Origin of the sequence: Kitasatospora sp. NPDC018058 (assembly GCF_044327205.1) — a bacterium.
GTDB lineage: Bacteria > Actinomycetota > Actinomycetes > Streptomycetales > Streptomycetaceae > Kitasatospora.
The window spans coordinates 42,890-55,224 of the sequence record NZ_JBIRFA010000013.1 but is presented as its reverse complement, the minus strand read 5'-3'; the positions used below and the strand labels follow the sequence as shown (position 1 = coordinate 55,224).

The following is a 12,335-nucleotide window of genomic DNA, read 5'->3' as shown; positions in this document are numbered from 1 at the left end:
TCGAAAGCCCGGCCGCCCCAGTAGACTTCCGGGGTGGCCGGGCGGATCAGGGACGAAGACGTACAGGCAGTGCGCAGCGCACTGCCGATCGACGCGGTGGTCGGCGACTACGTACAGCTGACCAACGGTGGCGGCGGCGAGTACAAGGGCGTCTGCCCCTTCCACGACGAGAAGTCCGCGTCCTTCTACGTGAACCCCGCCAAGGGCGTCTTCCACTGCTTCGGCTGCCAGGAGAACGGCGACACCATCGCCTTCCTGATGAAGATCGAGCACTTCACCTTCGCCGAGGCCGTCGAGCGGATGGCCGCCCAGGCCGGCATCACCCTGCGCTACGAGGAGGGCGGCTACAGCCCCCGCCACCAGCAGGGCGAGCGGACCCGCCTGGTCGAGGCGCACAAGGTGGCCGCCGCCTACTACCAGGAGCAGCTGGCCTCGCCGGAGGCGGAGATCGGCCGCCGCTTCCTGGCCGAGCGCGGTTTCGAGGAGGAGGCCGCGAAGACCTTCGGCGTCGGCTACGCCCCCGCGGGGTGGGAGCACCTGGTCCGCTTCCTGCGCGGCAAGGGCTTCACCGACAAGGAGATCCTGCTCGGCGGCCTGGCCTCACAGGGCCAGCGCGGCGGTCTGATCGACCGCTTCCGGGGCCGGCTGGTCTGGCCGATCCGGGACATCGCGGGCGAGGTGGTCGGCTTCGGCGCCCGTCGCCTGCGCGAGGACGACAACGGTCCGAAGTACCTGAACACCCCCGAGACGCCGATCTACAAGAAGTCCCACGTGCTGTACGGCATCGACCTGGCGAAGAAGGAGATCGCCAAGTCGGGCCGCGCGGTGGTGGTCGAGGGCTACACCGACGTGATGGCCTGCCACCTGGCCGGGGTGACCTCGGCGGTGGCCACCTGCGGTACCGCCTTCGCCGAGGACCACATCAAGATCATCCGCCGACTGCTGATGGACACCTCGCAGTACCGGGGCGAGACGGTCTTCACCTTCGACGGCGACGCGGCCGGCCAGAAGGCCGCCCTGCGCGCCTTCGAGGACGATCAGAAGTTCGCCGCCAAGACCTCCATCGCGGTCAGCCCGGGCGGCATGGACCCGTGTGAGCTGCGCCTGGCCCACGGCGACGAGGCGGTCAAGCAGCTGATCGACAACCCGGTCCCGCTGTTCGAGTTCGCGCTGAACTCGGTGGTGGCCCGGCACCGGGTGGACACCCCGGAGGGGCGTTCGGCGGCCCTGGAGGAGGCGGCCCCGATCGTCGCCAAGATCAAGGACCGCTCGATCCAGCACGAGTACGCCGTCCGCCTGGCCGGCATGCTCGGCATCCTGGACGAGCCCTTCGTGGTCCGCCGGGTCGGCCAGCTGGCCCGCTGGGACCGCGAGCGCCAGCAGAACCCGCGCGGCGCGGCCGCCCAGCGCCGCCCCGAGCCGGTCCAGCCCCAGCGCCCCGCCTTCCGGCTCAACCCGCGCGACCCGGCCCAGTTCGTCGAGCGCGAGCTGCTCAAGCTGGCGCTCCAGCACCCGGACCTGGTCAGCCCGGCCTTCGACCACTACGGCGACGACGAGTTCCCGACCCCGCCGTACACCGCCGTCCGGCAGGCCATCGCCAAGGCCGGCGGCGCCGCGTACGGGGCGACCGTGCCCGACTTCACCGGCGCGGTGCGCGAGGCCTCCCCGGACGACCAGGTGCGTTCGCTGGTGACCGAGCTGACCGTCGAGCCGGTGCGCTCACGCCGCAAGGCGGACGCGGTCTACGCGGGGGAGTTCCTGGTCAAGCTGCGCCTGCTGGCCGTGGACCGGCGGGTCAACGAGGTCCGCGCCTACCTCCAGCGGCTCGGCCACCGGGCCGACGCCGAGCAACTGCACGCGGTGCAGACCGAGCTGTGGCAGCTCCAGCAGTACGGGCAGCAGCTCCGCAGCCGGGGCGCAGCGGCGCTGTAGAACCTTCCGGGCCTGCTGCGCAGAAAGTCGGCGCACGAGTCTCGGCCACGGAGCGTGGCGTACCGCACACTGGAGGGCGTCCCACCTCCGTACAGCGCGGGTCCGCCAGAGTCGCGCCCGCCCCGAGGGGATGCCCGTGGACCAAGGCCTTGCCGCAGCGACCACCGCCCGTAGACGAACCGGACCCGCCGAGCCGGCCGGGGAGCAGGAGACGGACCACAGTCGGGCCGGGGCGGCGCCCCCGGACGGCGCCCGTGTCCCCGCCCAGGGCCTGCCGGAGGGCCACCCCGACAGCCCGGACCCCGCCCCCGAGCCGGAGCCCGGGTCCACCAATGAGCCCGAGCCCGAGCCCGAGCCCGACGACGAGGACGAGTCGCCCGAACCCGCCGAAGGCGGCGGCCTGGCCGCCGACCTGCTGCGCCAGTACCTGCGCGAAATCGGCCGGATCCGACTCCTCACCGCCGCCGAGGAAGTCGACTTGGCCCGCCGGATCGAGGCCGGGCTGTTCGCCGAGGAGCGGCTGGACGGCGACCCGCCGCCGCCCGACCCGCTGGCCCGCGAGCTGGACACCCTGGTGGTCCTCGGCCGGATCGCCAAGCGCCGCGTGATCGAGGCCAATCTGCGCCTGGTGGTGTCCGTCGCCAAATGCTACGTCGGCCGCGGGCTGACCCTGCTGGACCTGATCCAGGAGGGCAACCTCGGCCTGATCCGGGCGGTGGAGAAGTTCGACTACGCCCGCGGCTACAAGTTCTCCACCTACGCGACCTGGTGGATCCGGCAGGCGATGAGCCGGGCGCTGGCCGACCAGGCCCGGACGATCCGGGTGCCGGTGCACGTGGTCGAGCTGATCAACCGCGTGGTCCGGGTCCAGCGCACGCTGCTGCAGGAACGCGGCCTGGAGCCGACCGCGGCCGACATCGCCACCGCCCTGGAACTCACCGAGGAGCGGGTGCGCGAGCTGCTCCGGCTGGCCCAGGAGCCGATCTCGCTGCACACGCCGGTCGGCGAGGAGGAGGACGTCGCGCTCGGCGACCTGATCGAGGACGCCGACGCCGCCTCGCCCGCCGAGTCCGCGACCTTCCTGCTGCTGCGCCAGCACCTGGACGCGGTGCTGGCCACCCTCGGCGAGCGGGAGCGCCAGGTCGTCCAGCTCCGCTACGGGCTGGACGACGGGCGCCCGCGCACGCTGGAGGAGATCGGCGCGGTGTTCGGCGTGACGCGGGAGCGGATCCGCCAGATCGAGTCCAAGACCCTGGTCAAGCTCCGCGACCACGCCTACGCCGGGCAGCTGCGCGGCTACCTGGACTAGCCCGCGGACGGGGACGCGGACGGGGACAGGGAAGCAGACGGGGACGGGCGCGGCGAGGCCTGGGCCGGATCGGTGGCCGACGGCCGGACCGGGCTCGCCGAGTCGCCCGGTGCCGCCGAGGTCCCGGTGCTCGGGGGCGGCGAGGCGGTACCGACCGGGATCGGGGTGGAGGCCAGCACCGAGGCCAGGTCGACGACGGTCGCGGTGCAGTCGTGCCCGGCCGGCTGGTAGCCGCAGACCTGGAAGCCGACCCCGGGGAGCGCCGCGTTCAGCATCGGCGAGTAGTTGTCGTAGCCCCAGTGGATCAGGGCCGTCTCGCTGTCCCCGTTGCTGTCGGTGATCACCGCGTAGTCCTTGGGCTCGCCCTCGGTGATCGCCGCCCAGGCGGCCTGGCACTTCTGGCTGTAGCGGAGGTAGACGACGACCTTGCCGATGACCTGGGTCCGCAGCGTCCGGGCGTCCCTGCCGCAGCCGGTCTCCTGGGGGTTCTTGTGGGCGCAGCCGACGGCCTGACAGACGGGCTCGGACGGGACGGTCTGGGCGGTGGAGACGGCGGGCGGGGTCGGGGCGTCGGCCGCCGAGGCCTGGTCGTCGTGCCGGGTGACCCGCAGGCCGACCAGCACCAGCAGCAGCCCCAGCACCGCCGCACCCGAGACCAGCGCGGCCGGCCGACGCCACCAGGGGACAGCGGGCCCGTCGGTCGGCTCGGCCGCCGACCCGTCGCTCATCGGCTCGTCGGCCGTGGGTTCCCCGGCCGGATCGGCTGCCGCGGGCTCGTCGACGGAAGGCGCGTCAGCGGCCGGGATCTCGGCCGTCGGCTCCGCGGCGTCGCACTCCACCGCCAGCCGCCACAGCCGTCGTAGCTCCGCGGCGTCGCACTCCACCGCCCCGACCAACGCCTCCAGCGCCTGCTCGGTCACCACCCGCTTGCCGTTCAGCCAGCGCTCCCAGGAGGCCCGGCTGTAGTGGGTCCGGGTGGCCAGCTCGGCCAGCGAGAGGCCGGTGGTGTCCTTGATGGCCCGGAGTTCCTCCACCAGCTGTCGGGCGGGTCGGGGCAGTTCCTCGGGCAGTTCTTTCCAGGCGAAAGCCAATGCGGCCCTCCAAGGTCGCGAGACGGGACACGGGGGTCAGGGCGGGAGGTGCGCGCCCGGCCTGGGCCGTTCGGTATCCCGCCTTCTCCAACCTCAGCGGCCTGGCGTCTCAAACCCCAGGTCATGGCGTTGAGACGGACGGAAGTGTCTCACAACCCCCCGGAACGCTCGAACAGTCATGTGTTCGTGGTGCAGAGTTCTCTGGCCGGTGCGTTTCGCCGCCCCGGCCGCTTCGTTCGGGCCCCGGCCGGTCGGCCGCGGTGGCCCGACAGCGAGTCCCGGATACCCCCACCGGTCGGGACAGCCTCGCGGGGGGAGGCTGCCCCGACCGCCGGGACCCCTGGTGGGAGGGCGCTTCCCCGCGCCCTCCCACCGAAGCCCCACCGGTGTCGGAGACCGGTGGTCGAAGCTAGTGGTGGAAGCCGGCGCGGACCGGCATCCCGAGTTCCTTGAGCGGGGCGGGCTGGCGATTCAGCTCCGGCAGCAGCCGGTTGAGGTCGGCCAGTAGCATGTCGGCGAGGTCCCGGGAGAAGCCGTTGCGGCAGACCACCCGGAGTACTGAGAGGTCCTCCCGGTTCGCGGGGAAGGTGTACGCGGGTACCTGCCAGCCGCGCTCGCGCAGCCGCCGCGAGACGTCGAAGACGTCGAAGGGCACGTCCTCGGTGGTGGTGAACGCGAACACCGGGAGCTGGTCGCCGTGGGTCAGCAGCCGGAAGCAGCCCAGCTTCCCGATCTCCCCGGCGAGGTAGACGGCGACATCCCGGCTGGCGCCCTGGACCGCCTTGAAGCCCGCCCGGCCGAGCCGCAGGAAGATGTAGTACTGCGCCGCCACCTGAGCGCCGGGACGGGAGAAGTTGAGCGCGAAGGTCGGCATCTCGCCGCCCAGGTAGTTGACCCGGAAGACCAGCTCCTCCGGCAGCGACTCCTGGTCCCGCCACAGCGCCCAGCCGACGCCCGGGTAGACCAGGCCGTACTTGTGCCCGGAGGTGTTGACCGAGGCCACCCGGGGCAGCCGGAAGTCCCAGACCAGCTCCGGGTCGAGGAAGGGCGCCACCATGCCGCCGGAGGCGCCGTCCACGTGCACCGGGATGTCCAGGCCGGTGCGCTCCTGGAGCTCGTCCAGGGCAGCGCAGATCTCCGCGATCGGCTCGTACGACCCGTCGAAGGTGGAGCCGAGGACGCCGACCACGCCGATGGTGTTCTCGTCGCACAGCGCGACCGCCTGCTCGGCGCCGAGGTGGAAGCGCTCGCCGTCCATGGGGGCGGTGCGGGCCTCGACCTCCCAGAAGTTGCAGAACTTGTCCCAGCACACCTGGACGTTGACGCCCATCACCAGGTTGGGCCGGGCCCCGGCCGCGTAGCGGTCGGGGTTGCGGCGCATCCAGCGGCGCTTGAGGGCCATCCCGGCGAGCATGCAGGCCTCGCTGGAGCCGGTGGTGGAGCAGCCGACCGCGGTGTCCGGGTCGGGGGCGTGCCAGAGGTCGGCGAGGATGGCCACGCAGCGCCGCTCCAGCTCGGCGGTCTGCGGGTACTCGTCCTTGTCGATCATGTTCTTGTCCAGGCACTCGGTCATCAGCCGGGTGGCCTGCACCTCCATCGAGGTGGTGACGAAGGTCGCCAGGTTGAGCTTGGCGCTGCCGTCCAGCATCAGCTCGTCGTGGACCAGCTGGTACGCGATGTCGGCCGCGACCGCGCCGTCGCCGAGTCGGTGGACGGGCGGGGCGAGCTCCATCGCGGCGAGCGGGTTGGTGATGCCCAGGAACGGACCGACGTTCAGCCGGCGGTCGCTGCCGGTGCCCTTGTGCAAGGCCATGGGGATGCTGCCGCCCTTCACGTCGATGGCCGTGTCCCGGCCCACGCTGCCACCGGCCGCCGGGTGACGCATCTTCAGCGGCGGTTTCCGGCCTCCTCCCGGATGAGTCCTGGGCCGGTGACTAGGCCGACGCGGCCTCCGGGTGGATCTGATCGCGGGCGGCGCGGTACTGCTGGCGCACCGCCGAGCCGATCGCGAGGTCCTGTTCGCCTTCCGGCTCGACCGTCTCGGCGTCCGGCAGCTCCCACTCCGGGGGCTCCGGGGTGCCCGCCAGCGCCCAGGCGGCCTGCCGGGCGGCGCCGCGGGCGGCGTGGGCGCCCGGCGGGGGCACCACGACCGGGACGCCGAACAGCATCGGGGCGATGTGCCGGACGGCGGGCAGCCGGCCGGCCGTGCCGAGCAGGAACACCCGCTTGATCCCGAGGCCCCGGGCGCGCAGCACGTCCAGGGCGTCGGCGATGTTGCAGAGCATGCCCTCGACGGCGGCCCGGGCCAGGTGCTGAGGGGTCATCGCCTGGGCCCGCAGGCCGGTCAGGGTGCCGGCCGCGTGCGGCAGCGCGGGGGTGCGCTCGCCGTCCAGGTAGGGCAGCAGCACCAGTCCGTAGGCGCCGGGGGAGGAGTGCAGGGCGAGGTCGCTCAGCCCGTCCAGGTCCATGCCCAGCATGGCGGCGGTGGAGCGCAGCACCTGGGCGGCGTTCAGGGTGGCGACCATCGGCAGGTGGCGGCCGCTGGCGTCGGCGAAGGAGGAGACCAGGCCGGAGGCGTCCACCACGGCGGCCTCGTGCACCGCGAAGATCGTCCCGGTGCTGCCGAGCGAGACCACCGCGTCGCCCGGGCCGAGACCCAGGCCCAGTGCGGCGGCCATGTTGTCGCCGGTGCCGGCCGAGATCAGCAGGCCCTCGGGGGTGTGCCCGGCCGGCTCGGCGGGGCCGAGTACGTGGGGCAGTCTGAGCTCGTGGCCGAGCGCCAGCTCCACCAGATCCTGCCGGTACTCGCCGGTGATCGGGGACCAGTAGCCGGTGCCGGAGGCGTCGCCCCGGTCGGTGGTACGGCGCTTGGGGTGGCCGAGCAGCTGCCAGACCAGCCAGTCGTGCGGCAGCAGCACCTCGGCGACCCGGCGGGCGTTGGCCGGCTCGAACTCGGCCAGCCAGCGCAGCTTGGCGATGGTGTACGCCGGGCTGGGCACCGCGCCGATCGCGGCGGCCCAGGCGGCCGGGCCGCCGAAGGCTTCCAGCAGCTCGGCGGCGGCGCCGCTGGAGCGCGGGTCGTGCCACAGGATCGCGGGCCGCACCTGCACCCCGCCCGCGTCCAGGCCGATCATGCCGTGCTGCTGCGCGCTGACGCCGATCGCCCGGACACCCTCCAGCAGGCCGCCGGCCGCGGCGTCGCCGAGCGAGTGCAGCCAGACCTGCGGGTCGGCCTCGCCCGCGCGGAGATCCTGGTCCTCGGGGACGGGATGAGGCGCCTTTCCGGACCGCAGGACGGCGCCGGTGTCGGTGTCGCACGCGACGATCCGGGTGCGGTTGGTCGAGCTGTCTATCCCCGCGACGATGGCCATGCCGAGATCATGCCTCAGCCCGGCCCAGGACGCGTCCGGGCCGGGTGAGCCGTTGCCGGTTCGGGACCCCGGGGCGGGGGCCTTCTTCTCCCGGGGGTCCGTCCTCGGACCCCCGCATCACCGCCCTGTCACGGGCGGAAGGTGCCCCAGCCGTCGTCCTCCGCCCGGGAGTGCTTGAAGTACGGCACCCGGTCGGTGACCACGTTCGGCAGCCGGTCCCCGACCCGGTCCGCGACCGCGCCGGCGGCCTTCCCGGCGACCGCTCCGGCCTGCTGCCGGGCCCGCGCGGTCGCCCCCTGGACCGCGGGGCTCTGGGCGATCTGCCGGGTGACCTTGGCGATCTGCTCGTAGCGCTGGCGCCCGGCCCGCGAGCCCAGGACGTAGCCGGCCGCGAAGCCCGCGGCCAACGACAGCTTCCACATGATCGGATCCACCCTCTCCTGGCGGCCTTCTGCCGCATTGCCCTACCCGTTGGTCGGGACGGCGAACCGTCCGCGCCTCCAGCATCCCCCGGAGGTCGTCGCGGGCGCGCGGGGGGCGCGCCGGGACGGCGGTCCGGGGTGGCCGGGGAAAGCGATTGGCGGACCACCCCCCCGAGTGCGCTAATGTATGTCCCGCAGCGAGCGCCGAGGAGCCCGGGAAGCGGGAGCCGAAGCGGAAGCCGATCCCCCATAGCTCAATTGGCAGAGCAGCCGACTGTTAATCGGCAGGTTATTGGTTCGAGTCCAATTGGGGGAGCTCAGGAGAAGGATCTTCAGGGAACCCGCATCCTGTACGTGGTACGGAAGTTGAGTATCGCGATCCCGCATAGCTCAATTGGCAGAGCAGCCGGCTGTTAACCGGCAGGTTATTGGTTCGAGTCCAATTGCGGGAGCTGCACCGGGTCCGCCCGGTGACTGCTCAGAGCGAAGGCCCCTCGGATGACCGGGGGGCCTTCGTGTTGTGCCGGCCCGGCGTTGCGTCCGTCACCCCTGGCCGTCAGCCCCGGCCAGGGGTGCCCGGCCTGGCGGCCAGGGGCGCCCGGCTCAGGTGGTCGCCTTCCGGTAGAGGTCGGCGACCCGCTGGTCGAAGGTGATGCTGTACGAGGTGCCCGGGCTGTCGCCGCCCTCCTGGTAGCCGCCGATCACGCCGACCACCGTGCCGCTGTCGGTCACCCACGGGCTGCCGCTGGTGCCGTCGGTGTAGCCGCCGCAGTCGAAGCGCTCCTGGGTGGAGCTCTGCGAGCGGGTCTTCACCGCGCAGGTGATCGGCTCGTCGCTCTCGTTCGGGTAGCCGGTCACCGAGACGGCCAGCCCGACGCCCTGGCCGGTCCCGATCGGGTTGCCGCCGACGGCGTCCTCGATCTGCTTGCCGCCGACCGGGCTGACCGTGACGAAGGCCACGTCGAAGTCCGGGTCGTCCTCCTGCGCCCAGCGCGGGTCCACGGTGATCGACTCCACCGGCCAAGTTCCGTATGGGGTGTAGCCGTTGCGGTAGCCGGGGGTGAACACCAGGCCGTCCAGCAGGCCGACCCGCTGGTTCTGCACGCAGTGCGCCGCGGTGACCAGCAGATTGTGCCGGGGGCTGCGCACCACGCTCGCGGTGCACGCCCGGGGGCCCTGCGCGGTGTGGATGGACAGGGTGCCGATCCGGTCACGGGCCGGGCTCGGCTGGGCGACCTCGGCGTTCGGCGGCTTGTCCGGTCCACCGCACGCGGTGCCGGCGGCCAGCAGCAGGGCGGCCAGCGTGGCCGCTGTGGCCGCGCGCGCGGGCGGTACCGGGCGGGGGGCCATCCGGGCTCCGTCTCGTTCCTCGGGGCGGGCATCCGGGCCGTGCGTTCCGCCGTTCGTGAGGAAGATCTACCAGGCCGTGCCCGGCGGCGCCACCACCGGGTGTTCGATTCCGGTCCGGTCCGGCTGGTCCTTGCCGGGTCCGACGGGCCCGCCGGAGCGGACCCGGCGTCCGTTCAGCCGGTGGCCCGGTCGTAGAGCGCCTGGACCCGGTCGCCGAAGTAGCTGCTGTACGAGGTGTCCGGGCTGTCGCCGCCCTGCTGGTAGCCCCCGATCACGCCGACCACGGTGCCGGTCCTGGTATTCGGGTCGAAGTCGGTCACCCAGGGGCTGCCGCTGGTGCCGCCGGTGTAGTCGGGGCAGTCGATCCGCAGCTGGGTGGGGCTCTGCTCGGTGGTGGTGTTGGAGCAGGTGATCGGGACGTCGCTGCTACCCGGGTAGCCGGTGACCCGGACCGGGAGCTGGTAGCCGCGGTTGGCGCCCAGTTTGTTGGCGCCGAGCACCTGTTGCACCTGCTGCCCGTTCTGGGCCTGGACGACCGCGAAGGCGACGTCCATGTCCGGGTCGGCCTTGTCCTTCCAGCGGTCGTCCACGGTGACCGACAGCAGCGGCCAGACACCGCTGGGGGTGTCGCCGCTGCGGTAGCCGGGGGCGAAGACCAGGTCGCTGCGCTGGCCGAGCTTCGGGTCCCAGACGCAGTGGGCGGCGGTGACGATGAGGTTGAGCCCGGCGCTGTCCACCACGCTGGCGGTGCAGAAGTGGTCGCCCTCCGCGTTGCGGGTGAACACCGCGCCGACCAGGCCGTTCAGCACGGTGGGCTTGGCGGTGTGGGTGACCCCGGAGCGCTTGCCGATCGCGCTCTTGAGCCGCTGCTTGCTCCAGCCGTGGGTGTTCGGGGAGCCAGAGGCCGAGGGCGGCGCCGAGGTGACGGTCGGGGCGGCTCCGCCCGGCCGCGCGGCGGTGGTGCAGCCGGACGCCGTGAGCACCAGCAGCAGCGCCCCGGCCGCCGCTCCCGTCCCACGCATCCTCATCAGCCCAGGCTGCCCTGGATCGGCCCCTCGGCGCCAGCCGGGCTGCGCCGCCTGGAGAGGCGCACAGCGTCGCGCACCCAGGTGCGCCCCCGGTGCGCACCACGGGTGATCGACCGGCTATGCTGCCCGGGACGGCCTCGTGGGGCCGTCTGCTGCTGCCGTGGCCGACGACCGGCGCGCGGCGAACCGGGGCGGTAGCTCAGCCGGTTAGAGCAGGGGACTCATAATCCCTTGGTCGTGGGTTCGAGTCCCACCCGCCCCACCTCGAACGCTCAACGGTGCGCCAGGAAAAAGAGTGCTCTGACCAGGCAAGACGCCCAGGATTCCGATCGGAACTGTAGGGCACGGGGCGCCTCGCCGGCCTAGCGCCACGCCGAGATTCACCCGCCAGTGGACATTCCGTGGACATGCCGCTGATGAGTGGACCTGCCTCCCGTTCCCGGCTGGCCACCCGACCGATGCGGCCTTCTTCCGGCATGGTTGCCCTGCCGACTCGGTGCGCGCGGTCAGCGGTGCGGGTCAATGAGACGGCGACGGCACGGTGAGCCGCTTCGCCCGTGCCGGAACCGGCGGTCCGTCGTAGCCGCGACCCCGCACCAGGCGAGCCGGGGGAGCACCGCCGCACGGCCGGTGTTCAAGGGCTCACCAGGGAGGATTCCAGGGGCGCGGTCGGCGCGGGAAGTAACCCGTCCTCCCTGTCGCGCAGTTGTGGAGCTTCCCTGCCGGGTCGGGGCCGGGAGCGTCAGTCGGCGCAGGCGACAGCCGCGCTCACGGCCGTCATGACCAGCCAGCCGAGGACGGGGATGCCCAGGGTGACGGCGAGCGGCCACTGTACGGACACGAGGATGAGGCTGCCGAAGAACGAGAGGACGGCGCTGACGGCGCTGACGAAGAGGGCACCGGCGGCGGCCGGGCCCGCCTGCGCGCCGGAACGCCACCAGGTCAGGCCGAGGGCGGTGAGGGCCGACCCGAAGCCCACCAGGAGGGCCACCTTCAAGGCGGTCAGCCACGGCGTGATCTGGTTCTCGGCGCGGTGCCCGTGGTGGGAGAGCTCGGACACGCGCCCCCGGAAGACCACCAGATCCACGTCCACGCCGACTTCCGCATCGTCGTAGAAGGCCTCGCCGACCGTGTAGCCGCGCGCGGGTGCCGTCTCGCGTGCCACGGTCAGATCGTAGATGGGGCCTTCGTCGCTGTCTTTGTCGACCTTCCGTGCCGTCACCTTGCCGGTCTCGTGCAGTACGCAGTCCGTGCCGGGCGTGGCCGCCGCGGTACCGCACACCGGGGCGTGCTGGTAGGCGCCCACCGCGTGGTAGCCGTCGACGAACCAGTTGAAGCCGAGCACGGTGGTGGCCAGTCCGGCCAGCAGGAACAGGACCTGAGTCAGCACGCGGACGACCGCTCCGAGGGAACGTCGGAGTCCGTCGGGCGGCCGCGCGTCCCTGATCCGAGCGTTCATCGCAACCCCCATCGATCGCGTCCCCCGGCACCTCTCCGATGCCGGCAACGATGCTTTCAGGGACGTGGCCGTCGGGGGGAGAGGCCCGGAGTCCTTGTGACGAACTTGTGGAAGTCCGATCGGTGGGCCGGGTCAGCGCAGCAGGACGACTGCCAGTTCGTCGAGCAGCTCGGTGACCCGGCGTGCCTCGTCCGGGTCCGAGACGGTCTGAAAGGGGGCAGTTACTGCGGACGCTGCGGAAGGCGGGCTGACGCGGGGGCAGGTGCCCGCCCCGGCTCCGTTCGCGGCGGTCCCGTGATGATCTGACGACGATTCCGTGACCTTGATCCCACTCGCAGTCGGGTCCGGGACCGATACCGTCTGCTCCGGGGTG

Annotated in this window: 9 protein-coding genes and 3 tRNA genes; 5 read left to right on the top strand and 7 right to left on the bottom strand. The window is 72.6% G+C overall.

Annotated features, from left to right (window positions below; genetic code table 11):
• Positions 1 to 33: 33 nt before the first annotated feature.
• Both dnaG and ACH4E7_RS19795 read left to right on the top strand, forming a co-directional pair.
• On the top strand, positions 34 to 1,932 hold the full coding sequence (gene dnaG, locus ACH4E7_RS19800; protein WP_396250311.1) for a DNA primase: 1,899 nt from the start codon (positions 34 to 36) through the stop codon (positions 1,930 to 1,932).
• Positions 1,933 to 2,062: 130 nt separating this feature from the next.
• The gene (locus tag ACH4E7_RS19795; protein ID WP_396250310.1) at positions 2,063 to 3,241 is read left to right on the top strand and encodes an RNA polymerase sigma factor; all 1,179 of its coding nucleotides are present in this window, start codon (positions 2,063 to 2,065) and stop codon (positions 3,239 to 3,241) included.
• On the opposite strand, the gene ACH4E7_RS19790 is transcribed toward ACH4E7_RS19795, so the two are convergent.
• From ACH4E7_RS19790 to ACH4E7_RS19775, 4 genes are all read right to left on the bottom strand, one after another.
• Positions 3,238 to 4,332 (bottom strand): DUF2690 domain-containing protein, encoded by a 1,095-nt coding sequence (locus ACH4E7_RS19790; RefSeq protein ID WP_396250309.1) that lies wholly within the window; start codon positions 4,330 to 4,332, stop codon positions 3,238 to 3,240. The two genes, ACH4E7_RS19795 and ACH4E7_RS19790, sit on opposite strands and share 4 nt — an antisense overlap.
• Positions 4,333 to 4,741: 409 nt before the next feature.
• Positions 4,742 to 6,145, bottom strand: coding sequence for a glutamate decarboxylase (locus ACH4E7_RS19785; RefSeq protein WP_396250449.1), 1,404 nt, complete (start codon positions 6,143 to 6,145; stop codon positions 4,742 to 4,744).
• A 121-nt stretch (positions 6,146 to 6,266) separates the two neighbouring features.
• Positions 6,267 to 7,703: an FGGY family carbohydrate kinase gene (locus ACH4E7_RS19780; protein WP_396250308.1), complete on the bottom strand. Its 1,437-nt coding sequence runs from the start codon at positions 7,701 to 7,703 to the stop codon at positions 6,267 to 6,269.
• Positions 7,704 to 7,831: 128 nt separating this feature from the next.
• Entirely contained in the window at positions 7,832 to 8,125 is a 294-nt protein-coding gene (locus tag ACH4E7_RS19775) for a hypothetical protein (protein WP_396250448.1), read from the bottom strand.
• Positions 8,126 to 8,368: 243 nt separating this feature from the next.
• Between ACH4E7_RS19775 and ACH4E7_RS19770 the strand changes: the two genes are divergently transcribed.
• Positions 8,369 to 8,441, top strand: a tRNA-Asn gene (locus ACH4E7_RS19770).
• 63 nt (positions 8,442 to 8,504) lie between these two features.
• A tRNA-Asn gene (locus ACH4E7_RS19765) sits at positions 8,505 to 8,577 on the top strand.
• A 151-nt stretch (positions 8,578 to 8,728) separates the two neighbouring features.
• Here ACH4E7_RS19765 and ACH4E7_RS19760 read toward each other — a convergent pair.
• Positions 8,729 to 9,475: a trypsin-like serine peptidase gene (locus ACH4E7_RS19760; protein ID WP_396250307.1), complete on the bottom strand. Its 747-nt coding sequence runs from the start codon at positions 9,473 to 9,475 to the stop codon at positions 8,729 to 8,731.
• A 173-nt stretch (positions 9,476 to 9,648) separates the two neighbouring features.
• A complete protein-coding gene (locus ACH4E7_RS19755) occupies positions 9,649 to 10,503 on the bottom strand; it encodes a trypsin-like serine peptidase (protein WP_396250306.1) in 855 nt (284 codons plus the stop codon).
• A gap of 188 nt (positions 10,504 to 10,691) precedes the next feature.
• On the opposite strand from ACH4E7_RS19755, the gene ACH4E7_RS19750 reads away from it, so the two are divergent.
• Positions 10,692 to 10,765 (top strand) — tRNA-Ile (locus ACH4E7_RS19750).
• Positions 10,766 to 11,245: 480 nt separating this feature from the next.
• Here ACH4E7_RS19750 and ACH4E7_RS19745 read toward each other — a convergent pair.
• Positions 11,246 to 11,893 carry a hypothetical protein gene (locus ACH4E7_RS19745; RefSeq protein WP_396250305.1) on the bottom strand — a complete coding sequence of 216 codons (648 nt, stop codon included), beginning with the start codon at positions 11,891 to 11,893 and terminating at the stop codon, positions 11,246 to 11,248.
• Positions 11,894 to 12,335 lie beyond the last annotated feature (442 nt).